This window comes from Aliivibrio sp. 1S175, assembly GCF_001690985.1.
Classification (GTDB): Bacteria; Pseudomonadota; Gammaproteobacteria; order Enterobacterales; family Vibrionaceae; genus Aliivibrio.
Genome location: NZ_MAJS01000012.1, coordinates 16332 through 40496, shown reverse-complemented (window position 1 = coordinate 40496; position 24165 = coordinate 16332). Strand labels below are relative to the sequence as shown.

The 24165-nt window shown below is 37.4% G+C and carries 17 protein-coding genes, 6 tRNA genes and 1 riboswitch; of the genes, 5 read left to right on the top strand and 18 right to left on the bottom strand.

What is annotated here, in order from left to right:
- Positions 1 to 26: 26 nt before the first annotated feature.
- The 15 genes from nspC to A6E06_RS06190 all read right to left on the bottom strand — a co-directional run bounded on the left by nspC (position 27) and on the right by A6E06_RS06190 (position 15356).
- Positions 27 to 1160, bottom strand: a complete 1134-nt coding sequence (nspC, locus tag A6E06_RS06260) for a carboxynorspermidine decarboxylase (RefSeq protein ID WP_176713274.1) — start codon at positions 1158 to 1160, stop codon at positions 27 to 29.
- Between the two features lie 31 nt (positions 1161 to 1191).
- A complete protein-coding gene (locus tag A6E06_RS06255; RefSeq protein WP_065592961.1) occupies positions 1192 to 2436 on the bottom strand; it encodes a carboxynorspermidine synthase in 1245 nt (414 codons plus the stop codon).
- 13 nt (positions 2437 to 2449) lie between these two features.
- Complete coding sequence (locus tag A6E06_RS06250) at positions 2450 to 5338, bottom strand: pyridoxal phosphate-dependent class III aminotransferase (protein ID WP_065592960.1); 2889 nt, start codon at positions 5336 to 5338, stop codon at positions 2450 to 2452.
- A 766-nt stretch (positions 5339 to 6104) separates the two neighbouring features.
- Positions 6105 to 6180: transfer RNA gene (locus tag A6E06_RS06245), tRNA-Gly, on the bottom strand.
- 31 nt (positions 6181 to 6211) lie between these two features.
- Positions 6212 to 6298: transfer RNA gene (locus A6E06_RS06240), tRNA-Leu, on the bottom strand.
- A 110-nt stretch (positions 6299 to 6408) separates the two neighbouring features.
- Positions 6409 to 6484, bottom strand: a tRNA-Gly gene (locus tag A6E06_RS06235).
- A 32-nt stretch (positions 6485 to 6516) separates the two neighbouring features.
- Positions 6517 to 6603 (bottom strand) — tRNA-Leu (locus A6E06_RS06230).
- Positions 6604 to 6713: 110 nt separating this feature from the next.
- Positions 6714 to 6789 (bottom strand) — tRNA-Gly (locus A6E06_RS06225).
- A gap of 22 nt (positions 6790 to 6811) precedes the next feature.
- Positions 6812 to 6885, bottom strand: a tRNA-Cys gene (locus A6E06_RS06220).
- 316 nt (positions 6886 to 7201) lie between these two features.
- On the bottom strand, positions 7202 to 7756 hold the full coding sequence (pgsA, locus tag A6E06_RS06215) for a CDP-diacylglycerol--glycerol-3-phosphate 3-phosphatidyltransferase (protein ID WP_065592959.1): 555 nt from the start codon (positions 7754 to 7756) through the stop codon (positions 7202 to 7204).
- Positions 7757 to 7801: 45 nt separating this feature from the next.
- A complete protein-coding gene (gene uvrC, locus A6E06_RS06210) occupies positions 7802 to 9628 on the bottom strand; it encodes an excinuclease ABC subunit UvrC (RefSeq protein WP_065592958.1) in 1827 nt (608 codons plus the stop codon).
- The gene (uvrY, locus tag A6E06_RS06205; RefSeq protein ID WP_065592957.1) at positions 9628 to 10272 is read right to left on the bottom strand and encodes a UvrY/SirA/GacA family response regulator transcription factor; all 645 of its coding nucleotides are present in this window, start codon (positions 10270 to 10272) and stop codon (positions 9628 to 9630) included. Before uvrY ends, uvrC begins: the two co-directional genes overlap by 1 nt.
- Before the next feature lie 240 nt (positions 10273 to 10512).
- Positions 10513 to 12882, bottom strand: coding sequence for a DNA polymerase II (locus A6E06_RS06200; RefSeq protein WP_065592956.1), 2370 nt, complete (start codon positions 12880 to 12882; stop codon positions 10513 to 10515).
- Positions 12883 to 12885: 3 nt separating this feature from the next.
- Entirely contained in the window at positions 12886 to 13662 is a 777-nt protein-coding gene (locus tag A6E06_RS06195; protein ID WP_065592955.1) for a nucleotidyltransferase domain-containing protein, read from the bottom strand.
- A gap of 107 nt (positions 13663 to 13769) precedes the next feature.
- Positions 13770 to 15356 carry a Na+/H+ antiporter NhaC family protein gene (locus tag A6E06_RS06190; protein ID WP_065592954.1) on the bottom strand — a complete coding sequence of 529 codons (1587 nt, stop codon included), beginning with the start codon at positions 15354 to 15356 and terminating at the stop codon, positions 13770 to 13772.
- 78 nt (positions 15357 to 15434) lie between these two features.
- Positions 15435 to 15617, bottom strand: a riboswitch (Lysine riboswitch).
- 244 nt (positions 15618 to 15861) lie between these two features.
- Here A6E06_RS06190 and A6E06_RS06185 point away from each other — a divergent pair.
- The gene (locus A6E06_RS06185; protein WP_065592953.1) at positions 15862 to 16266 is read left to right on the top strand and encodes an H-NS family nucleoid-associated regulatory protein; all 405 of its coding nucleotides are present in this window, start codon (positions 15862 to 15864) and stop codon (positions 16264 to 16266) included.
- Positions 16267 to 16783: 517 nt separating this feature from the next.
- Here the strand turns inward: A6E06_RS06185 and fadR are convergent.
- Positions 16784 to 17626: a fatty acid metabolism transcriptional regulator FadR gene (fadR, locus tag A6E06_RS06180; RefSeq protein ID WP_065592952.1), complete on the bottom strand. Its 843-nt coding sequence runs from the start codon at positions 17624 to 17626 to the stop codon at positions 16784 to 16786.
- Between the two features lie 451 nt (positions 17627 to 18077).
- On the opposite strand from fadR, the gene nhaB reads away from it, so the two are divergent.
- On the top strand, positions 18078 to 19673 hold the full coding sequence (gene nhaB / locus A6E06_RS06175) for a Na(+)/H(+) antiporter NhaB (protein ID WP_065592951.1): 1596 nt from the start codon (positions 18078 to 18080) through the stop codon (positions 19671 to 19673).
- A 69-nt stretch (positions 19674 to 19742) separates the two neighbouring features.
- Positions 19743 to 20258 (top strand): disulfide bond formation protein DsbB, encoded by a 516-nt coding sequence (gene dsbB, locus A6E06_RS06170; protein ID WP_065592950.1) that lies wholly within the window; start codon positions 19743 to 19745, stop codon positions 20256 to 20258.
- A gap of 140 nt (positions 20259 to 20398) precedes the next feature.
- Here dsbB and A6E06_RS06165 read toward each other — a convergent pair whose 3' ends face one another.
- Positions 20399 to 21013 carry an SEC-C metal-binding domain-containing protein gene (locus tag A6E06_RS06165; RefSeq protein ID WP_065592949.1) on the bottom strand — a complete coding sequence of 205 codons (615 nt, stop codon included), beginning with the start codon at positions 21011 to 21013 and terminating at the stop codon, positions 20399 to 20401.
- A 102-nt stretch (positions 21014 to 21115) separates the two neighbouring features.
- Here A6E06_RS06165 and A6E06_RS06160 point away from each other — a divergent pair, with 102 nt between their 5' ends.
- On the top strand, positions 21116 to 21646 hold the full coding sequence (locus A6E06_RS06160; RefSeq protein WP_065592948.1) for a type II secretion system protein: 531 nt from the start codon (positions 21116 to 21118) through the stop codon (positions 21644 to 21646).
- 55 nt (positions 21647 to 21701) lie between these two features.
- Positions 21702 to 22649 (top strand): tRNA dihydrouridine(16) synthase DusC, encoded by a 948-nt coding sequence (dusC, locus tag A6E06_RS06155; RefSeq protein ID WP_065592947.1) that lies wholly within the window; start codon positions 21702 to 21704, stop codon positions 22647 to 22649.
- Between the two features lie 16 nt (positions 22650 to 22665).
- On the opposite strand, the gene A6E06_RS06150 is transcribed toward dusC, so the two are convergent.
- Positions 22666 to 24138, bottom strand: a complete 1473-nt coding sequence (locus A6E06_RS06150; protein ID WP_065592946.1) for a sensor domain-containing diguanylate cyclase — start codon at positions 24136 to 24138, stop codon at positions 22666 to 22668.
- Positions 24139 to 24165: the final 27 nt, after the last annotated feature.

Genomic DNA, 24165 nt, shown 5'->3' with positions numbered 1-24165 from the left:
GCCATTGTTATATGCATTAATTACAGTTAACTAACTGTCCATTGTGATAATGAGCGTTTGAAATCGTTATAACTAAACTCATTCATTTTTTCAATCTGACCGTTGGCTCGCTCACAGTATATAGATGGCATTTTCAAACCGTTAAACCAGTTTAGCTTCACCATGGTATAACCAGCGCTATCTAATAGGTGCAGCTTTTGGCCTATTTCTAATGGTTGTTCAAATTGTGTTTCGCAAAACTGATCTCCCGCTAAACATGAACAAGATCCAATCACATAATTGTATTTCCCATTCTCAGAAGACTCTAATACTGATGCTGGTTCATTATAGATTAAGGTATCAAGACGATGTGCTTCTGTTGCAGAATCAACTATGGCTGTTTTCTTACCATTCTCAACAATATCGACCACACTCACAACAAGATCCGCGGTTTTTGTAATGATCGCTTCGCCTGGCTCAAGATAGAGTTGTACTCCATGCCTCTCTGAAAACGTTTTTAAAACCAATGCTAATTTTTCAACATCATAGTCTGGCCATGTAAAGAACACACCACCCCCTAAACTTACCCACTCTAACTTATCGAGATAAGCACCAAATTTATCTGAAATTGCTTCTAATAATGATGAAAATGCATCTACGTCTTTATTTTCACAATTCATGTGGAACATAACACCATTGATACTTTCAAGCACTTGAGGATCGAGATGATCAGCTTGTACTCCTAAACGTGAAAATTCACGAGCAGGGTTAGCCAAGTCTTGGCCTGCATAACTGACTCCGGGATTTAAGCGAAGTCCTATTGATGCCTTTCCTTCAACTAAATGGCGATAAGCTGCAAGTTGCGATTGCGAATTAAAGATCATTTTATCGCAAATATCGACGACTTCTTTTACATCATCTTCACTGTAGCCCACACTGTAAGCATGGGTTTCACCACCAAAAGTCTCATTACCTAATTTGACTTCATAAGGACCACTGCTTGTTGTACCGTCAAGATAAGGTTTAATGATGCTAAATATGCCCCACGTCGAAAAGCATTTTAATGCCAATACTAACTTGACCCCTGATAGCTCTTTTAATCGTTTAGCTACTTCAAGATTAGCAACTAACTTCTTTTCATCAATCATAAAATAAGGTGTTTTTAAGTTATTCTTATTCAATTGAGCTCTCATGATTATGTTCTCTACTGATTTATTTTAACGTGTTGATCTTTGCTTGCCCTGGCACTAGCTCTTGCACATGCCAATCCAAGCCAATTGTTGGCATCGTTTCTAGAAACGGATCAGGATCTAACTGTTCCATATTGAAAACACCAGCATCTGCCCATTTACCATGAAAAAATTGTAATGCTGCAGTAATTGCAGGTACACCTGTAGTATAAGAAATCGCTTGATGCTCTACGTCTTCATATGCCACTTCATGATCGGCATTATTGTAAATAAACACACTGCGCTCTTTTCCGTCTTTTTTACCTTGCACCCAGGTTCCAATACAAGTTAACCCTGTATAACCAGGAGCAAGGGACGTTGGATCTGGCAATAACGCTTTTAATACATGTAGAGGCTGAACAACCGTACCGTCATGCAATGTCAGTGGATCAGGACTTAATAAGCCAATATCACGCATACAATTAAAATAATTTAAGTAGGTATCCCCGAACCCCATCCAAAATTCAATCCGTTTTGCAGGGATAAACTCTTTCATTGAACGTACTTCATCATGTGCCATTGAATAGACTTTATGGCTACCACAATGTGGGAAATCAAATTCAAGCATACGTGTATGACACGGAACTTGCTTCCATTTTCCATTTTCCCAATAGAAAGAATCTCCTTGGATCTCTAACATATTAGTTTCAGGGTCAAAATTGGTTGCAAATTTTTTACCGTGATCACCATTGTTGATATCCATTACATCAATAGTTTCGATCTCATCAAACAGATGCTTAACGGCATAGGCAGCAAATACGCTGACTACGCCGGGATCAAAACCTGCACCTAGAATGCCAGTAATGCCGGCGTCTTTAAATTTTTCACGGTAACCCCATTGCCAATCATAGGCTTCAGGCACTTGTTGTCCTTCTGAGCATAAATCCACAGCTACCGATGTGTCTAAATACGAGACTTGTGCTTGATAGCACGCTTCCATAATTGACATATTTACCCATGGAGGGCCGGCATTAATGACAAGATCAGGCTTAACATCTTCAATAAGAGCAACAAGTGCGTCAATATCATCTGCATTTACGGCTTTTGCTTCTAGTTTTTTCGTCGTATCTTTCAGGTTGTTCTTACCTTTAATCGATTCGATGATCTTTTCACATTTTGCAATGGTACGAGAAGCAATCGTGATATCACCTAACGTGTCATTATTTTGAGCTGCTTTATGTGCAATTACCCATCCAACGCCACCGGCGCCAATTTGTAGAATAGACATTATCGTTTTACCCTTATTTTTCTAATTCAATTATTAAATTTTCAATTTTTTCTAATAAAGATTCAAAATCACTGATCTTTAAACATGGATTTAATATGGTGAATTTCAACGCTGTTTTTTCACCCACGACAGTTTCACCTAATACTGCGATTCCACGAATTAACGCTTCAACTCTCAATGTTTTATTAAACTTATCTAAATCTTTGATATTTGAGTTTTTAACACGAAATAATATGGTTGATAATGAAGGTGTTTCCAGTAATTCAAACCCCTCACGATGAGTAATTAATTCAGCGACTTTTTGTGTCTGTTCTAACAGATGATCGTACATTTTACCGAGCTGTTCTGGCCCAACACTTTGCATTGTCATAAAGACTTTGAGCGCATCAAATCGTTTCGTTGTAGCAATGGATTTATCAACTAAATTAGGCATTTCATCTTCTTCTCGGTTTAAGTACTCTGCATGATGCAATAAATAACCAAGGTGTGATTTGTCTTTCACTAATAGCGCACCACAGCTAACGGTTTGATAAAATAGTTTATGAAAATCAACGCTGAGCGAATCTGCTTTATCAATACCATTCAAACGTTTCTTATGACGACTTAATACCAATGCTCCCCCATAAGCGGCATCAACATGGAACCACATACCTTGTGATTGAGCTAAGTCTGCAAGAGCGGATAAATCATCAATAGCACCATGATCCGTCGTCCCAGCGGTTCCTACTAATACAAAGGGAATGAGCCCACTTTCTTTTAATTCATTCAGCGTTTTTTCTAATGAATTAATATTAATTGTACCGTTATGATTAGCGTCAACACTGCATACTGAACTCTCTCCTAAACCTAATAAAGAGGCCGATTTTTGGACAGTAAAATGTGATTTTTTAGAGCATATAATTCGTAATCTATCCGCATAATCAGGTAAGCCCATTTGTTGAATTGAATGATCACTTATTTTGTCGGCAATCCAATCCCTAGCAAGCAGTAATCCCATTAAATTGCTTTGTGTACCACCGCTAGTAAAAACACCATCTGCCTTATGGCCTAACTGGTATTTCCCACAAACCCAATTAATCACTTTTTGCTCAACGTAAGTTGCAGATGAAGCTTGGTCCCAAGAATCCATTGATTGGTTTAAAGCGGCTATCATCGCCTCTGCAGCTATAGCTGGTAATAATGGAGGCGTATGAAGGTGAGCAATACAGTGAGGATGCTGAACAATGATGGCGTTTTTGACTACCAAATCGATTGTGCTATCAATAACATCACGCAAATTATGTGGCTTACTGTCTAAATCAACGTTATGGATTGCTTGTTCGAGCTGTGCTGGTTCAAGTCCAGAGTAAGGCTTATCTATCTTTTCAAACACAGAAGACAATGCTTTGTTGGTGTGATTTAACATCGTGAGGAATTGCTCAGATCCTCCTTCACCAGTTTGGATAAAATGCGGCTTCCAACTGTCTTGAGGCTCTTGCTCATTTTGAACTTCAGGCGAGAGTGAAACAATGGCCTCTTCTAGTACTTTTAACGCAAAATCTATTTGCTCAAGACTAATAATTAAAGGCGGTAAGAAGCGAAGAACTGACCCATCTCGGCCTCCTTTTTCAATCATAAGCCCACGCTCTAAGGAAGCTCGTTGAATAGCTAATGTGAGTTCGCCATCACTGTTTGGTTCTCCAAATTTATTTTTACTTCCGTCTCTTTGTTGGATCTCGACACCCAACATCAGACCACGACCACGCACCTCAGCAATACAACTGACTCGCTGTTGAATTGCTTGTAATCCTTTTTTAAAATATTCTCCAACAACTTGTGCCTTAGTAACTAAACTATCACGTTGTATTATCTCTAATGCTTTTGACCCTGATACCATAGCAAGCTGGTTTCCTCTAAAGGTTCCCGTGTGCTCTCCTGCATTCCAAGTATCTATCGTCTTGTTAAAGACAAGCAATGACATTGGCAATCCACCACCAATTGCTTTTGATAGACAAAGAATATCAGGCGTGATCCCTGACTCTTCAAATGCAAAGTTGTACCCAGACTTAGCTACACCACATTGAATTTCATCAAGGATCAAGAGAATATTATGTTCGTCACAGACTCTGCGTAATTCTTTTAACCAAAATGCGGGCGCTGGAATAACACCACCCTCACCTTGAATTGGTTCAACGATCATGGCTGCAGGTTTCATAATTCCAGCTTCATCGTCATTTAATAAACGTTCGATATAGCGAATACTCGCTTCTGCACCTGCATCACCACCGATACCAAAAGGACAGCGAAGGTCGTATGGGAATGGCATAAAATGAACCTCTGACATTAATCCCGTTCGACGAGCTTTTGTTCCGAGATTCCCCATTAACCCCATCGTGCCATTAGTCATACCATGATAAGCACCACGAAAAGCAAACATAGTGTTTCGGCCTGTCGTTTGCTTTGCTAACTTGATTGCCGCTTCTACAGCATCGGCACCGGAAGGTCCGCAAAATTGAATAACCGAGGACTCTGAGAAATAAGAAGGTAAGAATGATTTTACCCGTTGAATAAATTTATTTTTAACAGGAGTGGTTATATCTAGTGTTTGGTACGGTAACCCTGAATCTAGATGATCCTTTAGTGCTTGATTAATTTCGGGGTGGTTATAACCTAATGCGAGTGTACCTGCTCCCGCAAGACAATCTAAATAAATTTGGCCCCGAGTATCCTCAACCAATGCACCACACGCTTGTTGTATCGCTATAGGAAAACGATGAGGATATGATCGTACTTTGGATTCATTTTCAGACTGTTCAACGACATTATGATCTGGAGTTAAGTCATAAAGCTCATCGACAATAGGAGTTTCAACTGAAAATTTTGGTATTACAATGTCAGTATTGACATCAAAAAGTGTACTCATTTTTCTAACCTTGAAAAATCATATATTCCTTTAACTTACCCGTGCTCTTTTTTTGACAAAATAATGCCAAAAACTAAAAGTGAGAAAAGTTAAGATGTAAAAATGCATTCCATAGCAATGTGCTTATGGAAATTAAGCCAAGTGATGGCTATGATTTTTCAAAGATTCAAGGTTCAGTAATGCTTCCAGCTTCAAGAACCGGACAGATTGGAAAGATAAAGCGGATTGTGGTGTGTAATTTAAATTCGTTCACTGTTGGGTTTCCCATAAACGTGACATTTTGTCACTAGTATCCCTTCTATCAACAATAACCTTGTTGATACCTACCCTACGTATTTACTATTTCATTTGATAGTAAAACGCGTCTCCCCCAGAACGGTTCCGAGATTGTGAATGAAAATAACATATCTGTTCATAACATGGCAATGATTTTCCATAATAGAAGTATCATTTAGATCTTACTATTAATAAATAATGGCCTTTACCAAATAAGCTATTCTAATTGAAGGCAATCTATAGCGTTATTCTACTTTGCTACAAACGTCAAAAAGCCCAACTATTTCTGATTGGGCTTCTACTTTCTATTTAAAGAAACTAAAGCGACACACGAGGCTCCCGATCTTCGAGGTGCTAGGCGTGACCTCAACCTTGGCAAGGTTGCGCTCTACCAGTTGAATTGATAGTTATTGAGGTCATGAGTCGAGCCTCTTCTTACTCTGCTACAAACGTCAAAAAGCCCAACCATTTCTGATTGGGCTTCTTAATTTGGAGCGACACACGAGGCTCGAACTCGTGACCTCAACCTTGGCAAGGTTGCGCTCTACCAGCTGAGCTAGTGTCGCATGCTATATCTTGCGATATAGACTTTATAGATGGTGCCCCGGGCCGGACTTGAACCGGCACAGCGCGAACGCCGAGGGATTTTAAATCCCTTGTGTCTACCAATTCCACCACCAGGGCACGCAATTCTTTATTGCGATGCTCCCAACCAATGCGCTTTAATAATAAAGCAGGTTAGACACCATCTTTTAAGCAGTCTGCCAATGTTACTTGACTACTTTTTACAAATTTGGAGCGACACACGAGGCTCGAACTCGTGACCTCAACCTTGGCAAGGTTGCGCTCTACCAGCTGAGCTAGTGTCGCATGCTATATCTTGCGATATAGACTTTAATAGATGGTGCCCCGGGCCGGACTTGAACCGGCACAGCGCGAACGCCGAGGGATTTTAAATCCCTTGTGTCTACCAATTCCACCACCAGGGCACGCAATTCTTTATTGCGATGCTCCCAACCAATGCGCTTTATAATAAAGCGGGTTAGACACCATCTTTTAAGCAGTCTGCCAATGTTACTTGACTACTTTTTACAAAATTTGGAGCGACACACGAGGCTCGAACTCGTGACCTCAACCTTGGCAAGGTTGCGCTCTACCAGCTGAGCTAGTGTCGCAAGTCTTCTCTTTAAAAGAGAATGGAGGCGCCTCCCGGAATCGAACCGAGGTTCACGGATTTGCAATCCGCTGCATAGCCACTCTGCCAAGGCGCCGTTGTAATCCAAGCTATCTAGCGGCTTATTTGCTGCCTTCCTCTTGGGTACAGGACGCATTTTACTGATTCAGCACTTAGAGTCAACACTATTTTTGTGTTTTTGTTTCGTTTGAATAAAATGCACTCAAAATGAATATAAAACAAACGAAAACAAGCTCTTCAACCAGCTTAAGGAACAAGATAATTGAAAAAATGATGTTGATGTTAAAGAAAATACTAATACAAAAGCTTGTTATATCAGATCACTATGCGTGGTTTATTTTTAAGATATAAAAAAAGCGAACCAAAGTTCGCTTTTCATCTCGATTATCTATCTAATCATCTGCATTAAGCAAATCATCTTTTGCTGCAGCTAGGTATTGAACCATAGACCAGTAGGTTAAAATTGTCGCTACATAAAGTGCAACATAGCCAACCCACACCATCCAATCATCATAACGCCAAATCAAAACCCACAAAGCAAACATTTGAGAAACCGTTTTTACTTTACCTACCCACGACACCGCAACACTTGCCCGCTTACCAATTTCAGCCATCCACTCTCTCAATGCTGAAATAATAAGTTCACGTCCAATCATTGTTATTGCAGGAATAGTAATCCAAACAGAATGATAATGCTCTGTAATCAAAATTAAAGCCGCTGCGACCATTACTTTATCAGCGACAGGGTCTAAAAAAGCACCAAAACGAGAAGTTTGACCGAGTTTTCTTGCTAATAATCCATCTAACCAATCTGTAAAACCTGCAACCCAGAATACCATTGCAGCAGCAACCGCTGACCATTCATAAGGTAGGTAAAAAACAACAACAAACACTGGAATAAGTGCTAGTCGAATAAACGTAAGTATATTTGGTATCGTTAATCGCATAATAATTCTTAAATTTTGGTCGGCTGATCCTATGGTGCGCTTTTTTTACCCGTGTTTCAACGCATCCTGTATTTTTTCTGCCAAAGAATGACTAATTCCAGGCACTTTGGCTATTTCTTCAACACTTGCACTTTTTAATTCTTGTAGACCACCTAAATATTGCAATAAAGCCTGTCTTCGTTTCGGACCAACCCCTTCGATATTTTGTAACGTACTGGTTTTTCTTACTTTCGCACGTTGTGCTCGATGACCACTAATCGCGTGATTATGACTTTCATCCCTAATATGTTGAATTAAATGCAAAGCAGGTGAATCACTTGGCATTGAAAATTCTTCACCCGACGTTTTGACCAAAGTCTCCAACCCGTGTTTACGTGTCACCCCTTTTGCGATACCCAGCAAAAGAGGCTGTTTTGGCCAATCATCCCAATGCTTAGAGATAACATCATAAGCTCTGTTTAACTGCCCTTTACCGCCATCAATAAAGACAATGTCTGGAATTTTATCCACATCAAGCTGTTTACTGTAACGACGTTCAAGTACTTGAGCCATCGCTGCGTAATCATCCCCTCCGGTTATTCCAGTTATATTATACCGCCTATACTCTGCTTTTACTGGTCCTTCCTGATTAAAAACAACGCACGAAGCAACCGTCTTCTCTCCCATTGTGTGGCTAATATCAAAACATTCCATCCTTTGGATCGACGCTAAAGATAATGCCTCTTCAAGCTGTTTAAATCTCTGATAAATAGTTAGCTTATGATTAGATTTACTCGTCAATGCAGTTAACGCATTCGTATCTGCTAGCTTTAAATATCGCCCTTTTATTCCTTTCGGGTTTAACTGAAAAATAACCTTTCGCCCAGAGAGCTCGGTTAGCGCCGTTTCTAAACTATCACCGTTGAATTCGAAGCTTGTCACCACTCTATTCGGTATCGTTCGACCTTGAGAATGGTTTAAATAGTATTGTGTCAAAAAGCTTAGAAATACTTCATCTTTTTCTGTTTTAGCCGGGATCTTAGGAAAGAAACTACGACTTCCTAAAATTTTACCTTGTCTAATCATCAACAAGTGAATGCAAGCTAACCCATTCTCTATAGCAAAACCAAGAACATCAAGATCATCACCACTATCATCAGATACATACTGTTGTTCTTGTACTCGTCTCATCGCTTGAATTTGATCTCGGATCGTAGCTGCTTTTTCAAATTTCAATGACTGACTTGCGTCTTCCATTTGTTCTACTAGTGTTTGAATAACTTGTCTGTCTTTCCCTTGCAAAAATAAACGAATAAATTCAGTTTGCTCTTTGTATTCTTCATCGCTGATAATTCCTTTTACACAAGGCGCTAAACAACGCCCAATTTGATACATCAAGCAAGGTCGATGGCGGTTTGCATAGACAGAATCTTCGCATTGACGAATAGGAAAAAGTTTTTGAATAAGGTGTAGGCTTTCTCTTACCGCTCCAGAATCTGGATAAGGACCAAAATACTCCCCTTTTTTTCGTTTCGTTCCGCGATGGATAGAGATCCTAGGATGCTGATGATTCGAAATGAAAATATAAGGATATGACTTATCGTCTCTAAGCAATACATTATATTTAGGTAAATACTGCTTAATATAATTGTGCTCTAGTATAAGAGCTTCGGTTTCTGAGTGTGTTACCGTTACATCTATTTGAGCAATATGAGTAACAAGCGCTTTAGTTTTTTCTGAAGGGATATTACTACGAAAATAACTAGATAATCGTTTTTTTAAATCTTTGGCTTTACCTACATAAATAACGTCAGCCTCAGTGTTATACATACGATAAACACCAGGCTGATGAGTTACTGATTTTAAGAAAGCAGTTGAATCAAAAGAAGACACTACAATGTCTCAGCATCTAAAATACCATGACGAATAGCTAAATGAGTTAATTCTACATCACCACTGATACTCAATTTACTGAATAATCGATAACGATAACTGTTTACTGTTTTTGGGCTTAAATTCAGTTGTTCGGAAATATCCGTTACTTTCTCGCCCTTAGTAATCATAATCATTATTTGTAATTCACGTTCTGACAACTCTTTAAATGGGTTTTCAGAATCAGGCGTAAATTGACTTAATGCCATTTGTTGCGCTATTTCAGGAGACAAGTAACGTTGTCCACTTTGCACCATTCGAATAGCGTTAACCATTTCGTCTGGGCCTGCTCCTTTCGTTAAATAACCAGCAGCACCAGCTTGCATTACTTTCGTTGGAAATGGATTTTCAGTATGAATAGTTAATACTATTACTTTCATATCTGGATTGAATCGTAAAATCTTTTTCGTGGCTTCTAGGCCACCAATGCCAGGCATGTTCATATCCATTAGAACAATATCTGCCTGTTCTGTTCGACACCATTTTACGGCGTCTTCACCGCTGTGAGCTTCCCCTACTACTTTAATTCCACGGACGTCTTCAAGAATACGTCTAATCCCTGTGCGAACCAGCTCATGATCATCTACAAGGAAAACTCTAATCACAACTGACACTCCGACTTAATTTACCGCTACCTCGATTGAGGTGAATTTTATGCTCTATTTTACCTTAAAAAATAAGGCTGTCTCGTATTGATTATGCGTTAAGACGCAAAGTTTTACTATTAAAATAGTATTGACTTTAGGTCCTATTTATCTATACCAATCACGTATAAAAAAAATAAGTATATGAAATAAGGAAGTAAATTTCCACTCTCAGATATTAATATACAATAAAAAGATTCGTTAAAATAGACCTAATTGCGATGCTGATAATTGCGTAAAATCTAATCCTATAAAAGGAAGGATCCCATCTGCAATGGGTTTTAATTGTTTTTCAACATAGTGATCATAATCGATTGGACTCCTTAGAAATTCTATCGGTTCAGGTCCTGATGTTGTAATAATATATTCAATCCAGCCACCGTATTGATATTGAGGTGGTTTCCCCATTTTTTGACGATGATAATCAGCTAATCTCGCCGCTTTAACATGAGGAGGAACGTTTTTTTGATAATCATCTAGCTTTCGTCTTAACCGTTTTCTATAAATTAATTGATCATCTAACTTTCCTGATTTCGTATCATCCACATAAGTACGAACATACTCTTTGACTTCTTGTTGATGAAACACTTTATCAAATAGTACTTTTTGGAACGTTTGTGACAGAGGTGTCCAATCAGTCCTTACCGTCTCTAATCCTTTAAAAATAATCTCTTCTTTGCCATTATTCCTTATCAATCCTGCATAACGTTTTTTTGACCCCGTTTCCGATCCTCTGATCGTTGGCATCAAAAAAGTACGGTAATGCGTTTCATATTCAATTTCTAAGGCTGAATCAATGTTGTAAATTGATGTTAAATGTTGAGTCCACCATTGGTTAATATGCGAAACTAAACTCTGCCCAATATCATCTGCTTCTTTTGATGATATCGATTTTCCTAAAGTAACAAATGTCGAATCCGTATCGCCATAAATAACCTCATAGCCTTTTTCTTCAATTAGCTCTCGAGTAGTTTTCATGATCTCATGCCCACGCATCGTAATTGAAGATGCTAATCGATGATCAAAGAATCGACACCCTGATGAGCCTAAAACGCCATAAAAAGAGTTCATGATTATCTTAATCGCTTGGGAAAAAGCTTTTTCATTATTGCGCTTTGCTTCATCTCTAGCTGACCATAAAGATTCAATTAATGCAGGTAAAAAGTGTTTTTTTCGATGAAAACGCCCACCTCTAAACCCCTCAATCGCTTGCTCAGGCTCTTTTCCTATCTCTTGCTTTAATCCTTCAATTAATCCAAGAGGATCGATTCTAAATGTTCGAATGATTGAGGGATATAGTGATTTAAAATCAAGAACGAGTACTGACTCATACAACCCTGGCTTTGAATTCATAACATAGCCTCCAGGACTTGCTATCCAATTTTCACTTTCCAAGTTAGGCGCGACATAACCTGAGCGATGTAACCTTGGTAAATACAAATTAGTAAAAGCAGCAACAGATCCTCCTACACGGTCTAATTCCACGCCAGTTAATTTGGTTCGTTCAATAACAAATTCAATCAAATGCGTTAATTCAAAGATACGGGTAACTAAAATACAATCTTGTAGGTTATATTTAGCGAGTGATTGCTTATCTTCACGATACATTCGATTAATTTCCCCCATACGATCACTTGGGTCATGTATCGATTTACCCTCATTCAGTAACTCTTGCGCTACTGATTCTAAAGACCAACTCGAAAAGTGATACGTCGCGGTTTTAAGTGCATCAATGCCATCTAGCACCACTCTTCCTGGAAAAGAAAGAAAACCTTGTTGACGATTTTTATCTGAATCTCGCCAATATAACGTGCTATTGCCTCTACCTATTCGAAAAGCTAGGTTATGCCATTTCGCTCGTTGGATTAATAATCTGAAATCGAAATTAATAACATTCCAACCAATCACAATATCAGGGTCAAATGTCTGGAACCAATGCTCAAGAGCGAGTAACAGGGCTTTTTCATTATCAACCCATTGAATAGATAGATCTGAATGCTCTGGCTCTCCGATCATAATAATTCGAGAATCTAAGTCACTATGCAGCGCTACTGAATATAAAATACCTTTTTCAGAACATTCGATATCAAGCGACACTTTTGTGAATTGAGGTGAAATGGAAGCTGATTTTATTTTAACGTTACGATATTCAACATAGCCTCTTTTTTGTATCGCGGAGCCTACAAAATTCAAGCCACCACAAATAAAACGCTCCATTAAATATCGATCAGCTAATCGAATATCACTTTCAAAAATAGGTAAACCAGCTTGTTCAATCAACTGACTCATTTGACGTTTTTGTTGAGTTGTTGAAAAGTAAAGACCTACAACTGGTTGGTGGTGAAAAGTTGTTAATTGAATATTCTTAATAAGATAAGGAATATTCTCTGATTTCAATAAAGATTCATATTCAGATAAGCGTTCTTGTAAAATAAAGGCAACGGCTTGTTCATTCTCAACCAGTAAGTGTGCGATGTGGTCATCACATTTAACCCATAAGTCGATCAAAGTATTAGAGTTTATCTCTTTATTTTGTCGAGTAAGTAAAAAGCCACTCTGATATGAATTCAATGCTTACCCTATTCTTCTTTCAATTTTATTAAACTCACTGACAACCCAACCGCCAAACTCTTCTAATAAGGCAATGGTTGAACGTTTAGGGATTTTACGTCCTTTTAATAACATAACGACCCTTTCAATTTCAGTTTGTTTTTCTGGATAATATTCCAAAAATTTTCGAGCACAAAGCACAGGATGATCATACCAACCTTTATCTCTATGCATGACTAAAGAGTAGCAACTTCGTAATAATTTTTTGGCTATCGTTTTTTGTTGTTCAACTTGAACATTAATGCTGGTACTCACTGATATTTTTTTTGTGTATACCTGTAGCCATTCCTGTATGTCTATATTCATATTTTTTGCGATTTCCCAGCTGGGTTCAAAATCACCAAATCGAGTAGATAAATCATCACCCAAAATACAAACACAACAATGACGAAGCCAAAAGCCCCAACTGAATATTGATTCTAGCTGCAATACTTCAGTTACTTCACCAATAGTAAAAGTAACCCCTGTGATTTGCGGGTATTTCGATTGAAACCTTATTTTAATGGTATTAATTAAGGTTTGTTCTTTATTGGTTAAGGGCACCGTTGTAATCAAGGTTACATCTAAGTTAGATCGTCCAGAAATTGCTTCACGCCTTGCTACGCTACCATATAGATAAATACTATGAATCGATTTAGGCACAGCTGAGCGGACATGAACAATAAGATCTTGAATGGCAGGTTCGAATTCTTTTTGAAAGGGTGAATGTTTATCAATATTAGGTAAAGTATAACGAGACACAAAGCACTCCAATCAGTGTAAACAAGAGGGTTATGATCGCGATTTAAGGAATAAAAAGCAATAAAAAACCGGCCATGATGACCGGTTAATTTATAACTAAAAAACGCTTACGCTGTTACTGTACGCTTTTTAGACAGAACCATTAAACCACTACAAACAAGGATAAAGGCAGCGGTAGAAGCAAGGAATGCCATCAATACAGAACCGGTAAAACCAAGCGCAATATAGCCAACCGCAGAAACAGCAGCAATTGATAATGCATAAGGTAATTGAGTTGCAACGTGGTCAATATGACTACAACGAGCCCCCGTTGAAGATAGAATTGTCGTATCTGAAATTGGTGAACAGTGATCACCAAATACAGAGCCCGCCAATACTGCCCCTAACATAGGTAAGATAAGCGTAATGTCGGTTGCACCAGCCATATCACCAGCAATTGGAAGCATAATACCGAATGTACCCCATGAAGTACCTGTACTAAATGCCATTAGACCAGATAATAGGAATAGAATTACTGGGATCCAATGAATACCAATGCTACCTTGCGCTAGACTAGATAGGTAAGAACCAGTTTGCATATCACCAATGACAGAACCAATAGTCCATGCAAAGAATAGGATTAAGATTGCACCAAACATCGATTTCGCACCAATCCACATTGTCATACCAATGTCTTTTAGTGATATATCCTGACGAAACACAGTAACTAATGAAGCGGCTAAACCAATTAAACCACCGTAGCATAGTGACGCGCCAACATTCGTATTTTCAAATGCACCCAGAATATTAAATTCTTTGCCGTCACTAATTAATGCTTGTCCACCCGTGTATATCATGAAGAAAATAGTTGCCACAATAAGTACGATAATAGGGAAAATCAAATCAGATACTTTACCTGTTTCACTTTCCTTAATATTTAATTCTTCATTTAAGTCTTTAGATTCCGCATTAACCGCTTGATCATCAAATCCATTACCACGCGCGGCTTCATTTTCATGATCACGCATTGGGCCAACATCTAATTGGAACCAAACAACAGCGAATACCATTAATAGTGCAAACACAGCATAAAAGTTCATAGGGATCAGGCGAACATAGGCACCTAATGCCGAATATTCAGTCACGCCGTGTGAAACTAAAATACCACCAATAATAGTAATGATATAAGCACCCCAACTTGAAGCTGGCATTAATACACACATTGGAGCGGCAGTTGAATCTAGAATATAAGCAAGCTTGGCTCTTGAAACATAAAAACGGTCAGTTACAGGGCGGGATATTGAACCAACAGCTAAGCTATTAAAATAATCATCAACAAAAATAAAGACACCAAGAGAAGCAGCAAGTAGTTTTGCACCACGTTTACTTTTAATTCTTGTTTGTGCCCATTCAGCGAATGCACGAGTACCACCAGAAAGAGTCAATAACGCTGTTGTCATACCTAATAAAATAAGGAAAGCAACAATACTCATATTCCAAGAATTAATAGAACCACCATCGATGAAAACACCTTTAACAGAACTAAAAGTATAAGACGCAGTGCCAGAAATGGAGTAATTAGACAGCAGAATTGCGCCTAAAACGATACCCACACCAAGAGAAAGTAGTACTCGGCGAGTAACAATTGCCAAGCCCAAAGCAACTAATGGGGGCAATATTGATATCGGAGAATTTGAAAAATCAGCTAAGTTCATGATCTACAGCAACCAGTTTGGTTGGAGATCTACTGCAGATACGGCGGTGCCGCTAAGGAAGTGAATAGAAAAACATTTCCCTACAGTAGCGCTCCATAGTTAAAAAATAAATTGACTATGGCAGTGTTATTCCTTTTCAAAATAACCCCAGCTAATACGTTTGATTAACGTAATTAACTTCGGCACTGACTCCTTTCAATTGCCGTCATCAGAATCACCCTATGACAATTTACTTTTAGGCAGTGCGCCTCTACCCGTTTAGGTGCGACCATTGTACGGGTTGAACACAATTTTGCAATACTATATATGTGTATTTTAACATTAGTACACCAGACCACTCAAATGGGTAGCCTATCAATATTTAATTACAACTTTCTCTATAAGAGGAAATACACTTTTAATATTCTTGTCATTAAGATTGTTTTTATTTATTAATTAAAAAATTTGTTATATTATTACAATGTTATATAATTAATTTATTATCAAAATAAATATAGGACCAAAAATGTCTGATACTATTAAAACACTACTAAACCTACGTAGCCTACGTGTATTGTCTCGTGAAATGACACTTGAACAATTAGAAGAAGCACTTGAAAAACTGCAATCAGTTGTCGCTGAACGTCAAGAATCAGAAGCAGAAGAACGCTCTCAACTTGCTGAAAAACAAGCGAAACTTGAAGAATTTCGTCAAATGATGATCGAAAGTGGTATAGCTCCAGAAGATCTATTAGACACAATGTCTTCTACTACTGTAAAAACTAAACAAAAACGCGCTCCTCGCCCTGCTAAATATAAATTTTTAGATCATGCTGGCGCAGAAAAAACATGGACAGGTCAAGGCCGTACTCCATCAGCTCTTCAAACTCAACTTGATGCTGGTGCAGATTTAGAAGAGTTTTTAGTTTAATCAATAAACAAGCTCTATATAAAAAGGCGGTTCTATTAATAGAATCGCCTTTTTTATTTAACTTATTATTCAAAGCAATTTCAAATAAATTATATCTTTTCACCTTGTAATTGCTATTTATCTTGTTAGAAGACGTATGCTATACCAACATTTCCAGTTGAACCTGTCGTATGTTCTGTCATTGAACTATTCTCTGGATTTTCTTTCAAATACACATCGCTGATTTCAGCTGTAACATAACATTTGGCGTTAAATTAAATCAGTAAATAAGCCGATAAATCATTAATAAACTGTCACTCTTAACATTAGATGCAACAACCTGCGTAGTACCCACAATGAATCCATTAGCAACCTCAATGCTTTAGAATTTATATAGCGAATATATGTAAACTAATTATGTATCATTGCACTATATTAAGTTGTACTTTTACGTCTATTGTTGCCTTATTAACAAACTGCAGATGTAAAAAAGGCAGGTTATGATACCTGCCTTTTGATGTGCTGCTAGAAAAGTAGATTAACGATCATCTTCTCTGAAATTACTTGGGAGATTTAGTTTCATCTCATTCCAAATAAGGTTACCTTCAAGACCATATTGACGCATTCTTGGCATAACCGCATCTTTTCTTTCTTCTTCACAAATCTGCTTTAAATCACGGTAAAACTGTAAGGCAAGTTCACGAGCTTCTGGGTTTGAAAAATAGTAACTACCCACTCGAGCATATAGCTTTTTAAGACCATTAAAAATCAAGCCATATATTTGATTGCCAGATTTAAATGCTACACCTTGGAAAAGCATATAATCATAATAATTAAATGTTTTCGCAATTAAAATCTCTTCACGTTTCGCTGGATCTTTTTCATTATCTTCTTTGATTTCAGCTTTAAGCTTTGCTCCAAAAGGAGAAGCATCAATAAATGCATTCCAATTTTCAGCAGCTAAAAGTTGTTCACAAGAATCAATAACACGATCAAGGGTGCGTAAAGACCCTTCTTTATCCGTTTTAAATGCTTGTCTGATGAAAATACAACTAATATTAGTTCGAGCCGCTAATAGATCTTCAACAATAGATGTCGCATTATTAGCATCAACTAACGTCATTAATGTATCTAAAATATGAAGACCTGATGTCTCCATATAATCATTTACTTTAGTTGGTTTACCATGTTGAATTGTTAACCATCCATCCCGAGCTAAACGTTGAAGTACTTCACGTAATGTCGTTCTAGTTACACCAATTAATTCTGAAAGTTCACGCTCTGCAGGTAAAATTGAACCAGGTGGAAAACGACCATTCCAAATACTTTCAATAATGTATTTTTCAGCAAATGCTGCAGGACTTTTTGCCTTAATAACCATACAAGTTTACAATCCGTTCTTTATATAAAATACTTTACTCATCATACCACCAGATCAATAATTTCTTAACCACTTATTAATTCAACTCTCTATTTTATACACATTTATTCCACTTCTAAGAACTAATCACTCTGAAAAATCAATACTAAATAACCCTTTTTGTTTATCTATTCTATCGGTTTTACTCATAAAACCGACCAAAGGCACATTTTGATCAATTTACCTATTTCCAAATATTGACTATTGATTTATAAAGAGTAAAGTTCAACCGTTTACCTTAGGGTTAAGTATGTTTAGGTAGTTATTTGGCAAAATAGTAAAATTTAGTTTTTTTTGTTATTTTTCTAAATAGTTGTTTATTTTAAATAATAACAATATGTTAGACGATTATTATCAACTCCCTACTTGCCCTTATTTTATATAACCAACGTAATAATGTAGAGAGCATCACATGTCTATTTCGCTAGGGAATGCATTTATCAAAAACTTTCTTGGTAAAGCCCCCGACTGGTACAAACTTGCAATACTGTCCTTTTTAATCATTAACCCTCTGGTTTTCTTTTTCGTAGACCCATTTACTGCGGGTTGGCTATTAGTTGTTGAATTTATTTTCACTTTAGCAATGGCGTTAAAATGTTATCCACTCCAGCCTGGTGGCTTATTAGCGATTGAAGCTATAGCGATTGGAATGACAAGTGCAGAACAAGTTAAACATGAATTAGTTGCTAATATTGAAGTACTTTTATTGCTTGTTTTCATGGTTGCCGGTATTTACTTTATGAAGCAATTGCTTCTGTTTATATTTACTAAAATACTGATTGGTATCAAATCAAAGGCAGGGTTATCTGCTGCATTTTGTTTTACCGCTGCATTTTTATCTGCTTTTCTTGATGCACTAACTGTAATCGCTGTTGTTATCAGTGTCGCCGTTGGTTTCTATGCGATTTATCACCGAGTCGCATCAGGTCAAGGTGGTACACCCACACACGATCATACCTGTGACTCTAACGTAACTGATGAGTTATCTCGTGATGACTTAGAAAACTACCGTTCTTTTTTACGCAGTTTACTTATGCACGCAGGTGTCGGTACGGCTCTTGGTGGTGTAATGACAATGGTTGGTGAGCCCCAAAACTTAATCATCGCAGACCAAGCAGGTTGGATGTTTGGTGAATTTATTATCCGAATGCTACCAATCACCGCTCCTGTCTTTATCTGTGGCATGCTAACTTGTGTTGCCGTTGAAAAGTTTGGGATCTGTGGCTACGGAACAAAATTACCCATTAATGTACGAAATATTCTTGAAGAATATGAATCTGAAGAACGAAAAAACCGCACTAATATTGATAATGCCAAACTCATTGTTCAAGCAATTATCGCTGTATGGTTAATTGTTGCTTTAGCACTCCACTTAGCAGCAGTTGGACTTATCGGTTTATCCGTTATTATCTTAGCTACGGCATTTACTGGCGTAATCGAAGAACATTCAATGGGTAAAGCATTTGAAGAAGCATTACCTTTCACCGCTTTATTGGCTGTTTTCTTCGCGATTGTTGCTGTAATTATTGACCAAGAGTTGTTTAAACCAATTATTGATTCAGTACTCGCTGTTGAAGATAAAGGCGCACAACTTGCCTTGTTCTATGTCGCTAATGGTTTGCTATCTATGGTTTCTGACAATGTATTCGTTGGTACTGTATATATTAATGAAGTGAAAAGTGCGTTGCTAGATGGCCAAATTACTCGTGACCAGTTTGATTTATTAGCTGTCGCGATTAATACAGGTACAAACCTACCTTCTGTTGCCACTCCAAATGGACAAGCTGCATTCTTATTCTTATTAACATCAGCACTTGCACCATTAATCCAATTATCATACGGACGTATGGTATGGATGGCCTTACCATATACTATTGTATTAGCACTTGTTGGCTTATTCGGTATTATGTTCTTCCTTGAACCGATGACAGCAATGTTCTACGATCTAGGATGGATTACACATGGTGTAATAGAAAGTGCAACTTCTGCAGTTTCTAGTGGTCATTAATAAGGTATAACCACTTTTGATAGAAAAGGCTCTGTTTATACGGGGCCTTTATTTTTACAAGGAATAAAAATGCAAACCCTTAATTATTTCTCTCGCATTCGCCTATCATGGCTTTTGTTGCTTTTATGTATTGCCTTTTTTGAAGCCGCGGCTCTTACTTTTCAACATGTCATGAAATTGCCACCTTGTGTTATGTGTATCTATGAACGTGTCGCTATGATGGGAATTGGTGGGGCCGCTATTATTGGTTTACTTAACCCAAACAATATAGTCATTCGTTGGTGTGGATTCATTGCCTGGGGAGTAAGTGCCGGTTGGGGTTTAAAACTAGCCATGCAACACGTTGATTTTCAACTGAACCCATCACCTTTTGCCACTTGTGATTTATTTGTGACATTTCCATCATGGGCCCCTCTGAACAAATGGGCCCCTTGGATGTTTGAAGCGTATGGTGATTGCAGTAAAATTGTTTGGCAATTCTTAACATTAACAATGCCGCAATGGTTAGTCATTATCTTTGCGAGTAACCTTGTTGCTTTAACAATTTTTGTTATTGCTCAATTTTTCAATAAGAAACGTGCGTAATTAAAAAGTTATACTCATTAATATTAACCATAATGATCAGGTTCTTATGTTAATTGGTATTATATTGAAGTAACAAAAAAGCCATCTGGTAATGATTACCAGATGGCTTTTCTATTTAAAGAAGAAAAATATAAATGTAGCTATTTACCACAACATTTTTTAAATTTCTTACCGCTTTCACACGGGCAAGCATCATTACGGCCCACATCTTTATATGGATTTACCTTTTGGCCTTTATAACCAATTTGGTATTCATCCGCAGCCATTGCTACTTCTTGTATCATAAAATCAATTTTAGGTAACATCTGCTCTAGCGTTGGAGGGGTATCAATTCCGGTTTCTGCCATTTGACGATGAGTTTCTTTTTCGTCAACGGCAAGCATCATAGTCGTCAGTAATGCAGACAGCATTCGCATCGTACCATCAGCTACCTTAAGATCAGCCCATAACTCTTCAACCGTTGGCCATAATGTCATGAAACCTTCAGCAAAGTCAGCGACCGCTTCAAGATCATCAAAATTAACGATTTCGGTCACTTCGTATTCATTACGTTTAAGTAATAAATATTGGTGCTCAATTTGCTGTGAAATCGGTTTGATCATTTCAAGCGCGTTATCTGCACCGATTATGTCACCTAACCATGCTTCTGGAGCTAATGGCTTCGTTGCCATATTTGCAGCAAGTACCACACCTTCAAGAAAGAGACTTGAACAGTCTAAATTAACGCTATCTAACGTAATTAATTGATATTTCATGATTGATTCACTTCCGAAATTAAGTTTTCGGCGTAGTATAACGTAAATAATTATTAGAGCCTAAGTGCCGTTATTATTTTTTATTTTGCTGTCGAGAAACCTATGAAAAAAAATCGAGGATTTACTTTAATTGAGCTAGTTGTTGTTATTGTAATTTTGGGGATTTTAGCGGTTACCGCTGCTCCCAAGTTTTTAAATCTACAAGATGATGCTCATGAATCTAGAGCCGCAGGGGTATTTTCCGCCTTCACTGCTGCTGTAAACTTGTATAATGAGGCATGGGTCTTACAAGGTGAGCCTTCTGCAAGTTCAGCGGTTGGCGTTATTTTCGCTGACAAAACTATTTACCCATCAAATGAAGGCTTTCCATTGGGTACCACACATTATGGAATAATTACGGGGGAAGGTTGCGGTGAACTTTGGAATGCTCTATTAAATCAAGATTTAAGTATCGAACCTTATAATACCTTTACTAATATTCAAGCTGACATTCAATATGGGTATACCGCCTCTAATGAGTGCTTCTATTCATATGTCAGTGATTATAACAATTCAACGTCAACTGGAAATGAGCTTTTCTACTCTCCAAGTACAGGGGAAACATATGTGAAACTTTATAATAAATCAAAATAAGTGACATCCCCTACCTTTCCCCCTACAATCCCACCTCCAATAAAAGAGGTGGGATATGCAAGTAATACTAGGCCCTATGGAGGGCGTTCTCGATCATCTAATGCGTGAGCTATTAACAGAGATTAATGATTATGATTTCTGTGTGACTGAGTTTGTTCGAATCGTTGATCAACTCTTACCCCCTCATGTTTTCCATCGAATTTGTCCAGAATTACATAACGACAGTAAAACTAAATCTGGAACCCCTATTCGTCTGCAATTATTAGGACAAGAACCTAATTGGATGGCAGAAAACGCGGCACGAGCAATTGATCTTGGTTCTGACGGTCTTGATTTAAATTTTGGTTGTCCAGCCAAAGCGGTTAATAAAAGCCGTGGTGGTGCTGCACTTTTAAAAGATCCTGAATTAATCTATCAAATTGTCAAAGCTTGTCGAGATGCAGTACCTAGTAATAAAAAAGTAACTGCAAAAATCCGATTAGGCTGGGAAAAGCCCGAAGAGTGCTTTGCTATTGCAGATGCGATTAAACAAGCAGGTGCAAATGAACTAACTATTCACGCAAGAACGAAAGTCGATGGCTATAAAGCAGAAGAAATTAAGTGGGATTACATCAACCAAGTTCGCCAAAAAGTAGATATTCCTATTATTGCCAATGGGGAAATCTGGAATTATGCAGATGGTCAACGTTGTATTGAAGCAACTGGTATTAATTCATTAATGGTATGCCGAGGCGCTTTTAACGTACCTAATTTGGGTAATGTCGTAAAACATAACCATGTTCCAATGCCATGGCCAGAAGTGATCGCATTGCTGATTCATTACTCAAAGTTACAAATGGCTGGAGATAAAGGTCAATATTACTCTAATCGAGTAAAACAATGGCTAGTTTATCTTCGTCAAGAATATTCTGAAGCAAAAGATATTTTTATGGATATTAGAAGCCATAAAAAACCAGAACCCATCGTTGCTCGTTTATATCAAGAATTAGAAAAAGTCAGCTAATAGTTAACTTCCGAGTTTATGAGAAATAAACTCGGTTTTTTCCGTCTTCTTTCGCTTTATAAAGTAAATCATCCGCTTTCTTTATCACTTTTTCAAACGAGAAATCTTGATGAGAATCGATAATAGCAACCCCTCCAGATACAGTAAAACCACCAGTTACGACTTTACCGGATGAATCTTGAATTGATTTTCTCACTCGTTCACAAATATTTTCTAAACTTGCCCGCGAGTCTGCATTAATACAAATAACAAATTCTTCACCGCCAAACCGGGAAACAATATCACTATCTCGAACGCTTTTATTCAAAATTTTAGCTACGTATTTAATGGCATCATCACCAACATCATGACCAAATACATCATTAATTTGTTTAAAATCATCGATGTCATATAACGCAAAACCGACAAATGTCTTAACGACACGATCTTTCAAACTTATTTCAAAACCTCGTCGATTATAAAGACCGGTCATAGGATCTTGTTTTGCTAAGTCTCGATAGTATCGATGAGATAATCGGCTTTGGTAATAAAACATTGATAAAACAGCAAGAATATAAGTAACTAAAATTAAAATTAATGTCTTTGCATCATGCAAAATAAAACCGATTAACTCTTCTTCTATCGAATTTTTATAGTATAGAAAATAGGTAAAATTCGTGTCATTCAACGTAATTGGTTGCATAAATTTATATTGTTCAAAACGTTCATATTGATCACTGTCGAGTAGTTGAATATGTTTTGAAATTTCATTGTCTGAATGCAATAATTTATCTACCGACAAATCTATAACTAATACACCTTTAAATAAATCTTTGTAATAAATAGGTGTTGAAAAGGTCAGTACTTCTAATCCATCAAAAAAAGCATCTGTATAAGGAGGAGTAAAGGTTATATCTTTTGCATTCCCATTTTTCATACTATTTTTCCAGTATGGTCGAGAATAGATAGTCTCTAGGCTTTGCTTTGACAAATTCTCTGCGATGACTCTTGGGGAGGATATAATGTATTCATATTTAGAGATAAAATAAATACCATGAAGATAGTTTTCATAATCATGAATAAAAGAAATAACAGGGGCAAGCGTCACTTTTTTAGAGGCTAATTTATATAGCTCAGATTGAGGATCACATAATTCTGTAATTCCCGCGATGCTATAATCTAACCTCGTTTCAGGAACAGAGACCTCTTGAGTATCCATAACCGCTTCAATATCATTATTAGGATGAATAATGCATAATCCAGCATCCTCATCTACTCTCATATTATGATTATAAAATTTTCCCGTACTCTGTTTGTATAATTGAGATAAATTATAATCAAGAGAAACCATTACTTTTATGGAACGCTGCAAAGAATCAATAATGCGGTCATATTCCCGATTCACTTGTCTTTGAACCGAGCTAATGTGGTTATTTAAAACAATACTTAAGATCAGCACTAGAAATAGTGTCGGGATCATAAAAATATATTTTAAATTTGTTTTTGGCATAGATAAATTCTTTAACACAAAATGAAC

Excerpts from the sequence above, each read along its gene's own strand:
- A6E06_RS06255 (WP_065592961.1), bottom strand. The coding sequence starts at position 2,436 with ATGTCTATTCTACAAATTGGCGCCGGTGGCGTTGGATGGGTAATTGCA.
- A6E06_RS06250 (WP_065592960.1), bottom strand. The coding sequence starts at position 5,338 with ATGAGTACACTTTTTGATGTCAATACTGACATTGTAATACCAAAATTT.
- pgsA (WP_065592959.1), bottom strand. The coding sequence starts at position 7,756 with ATGCGATTAACGATACCAAATATACTTACGTTTATTCGACTAGCACTT.
- A6E06_RS06190 (WP_065592954.1), bottom strand. The coding sequence starts at position 15,356 with ATGAACTTAGCTGATTTTTCAAATTCTCCGATATCAATATTGCCCCCA.
- A6E06_RS06185 (WP_065592953.1), top strand. The coding sequence starts at position 15,862 with ATGTCTGATACTATTAAAACACTACTAAACCTACGTAGCCTACGTGTA.
- fadR (WP_065592952.1), bottom strand. The coding sequence starts at position 17,626 with ATGGTTATTAAGGCAAAAAGTCCTGCAGCATTTGCTGAAAAATACATT.
- nhaB (WP_065592951.1), top strand. The coding sequence starts at position 18,078 with ATGTCTATTTCGCTAGGGAATGCATTTATCAAAAACTTTCTTGGTAAA.
- dsbB (WP_065592950.1), top strand. The coding sequence starts at position 19,743 with ATGCAAACCCTTAATTATTTCTCTCGCATTCGCCTATCATGGCTTTTG.
- A6E06_RS06165 (WP_065592949.1), bottom strand. The coding sequence starts at position 21,013 with ATGAAATATCAATTAATTACGTTAGATAGCGTTAATTTAGACTGTTCA.
- A6E06_RS06160 (WP_065592948.1), top strand. The coding sequence starts at position 21,116 with ATGAAAAAAAATCGAGGATTTACTTTAATTGAGCTAGTTGTTGTTATT.
- dusC (WP_065592947.1), top strand. The coding sequence starts at position 21,702 with ATGCAAGTAATACTAGGCCCTATGGAGGGCGTTCTCGATCATCTAATG.
- A6E06_RS06150 (WP_065592946.1), bottom strand. The coding sequence starts at position 24,138 with ATGCCAAAAACAAATTTAAAATATATTTTTATGATCCCGACACTATTT.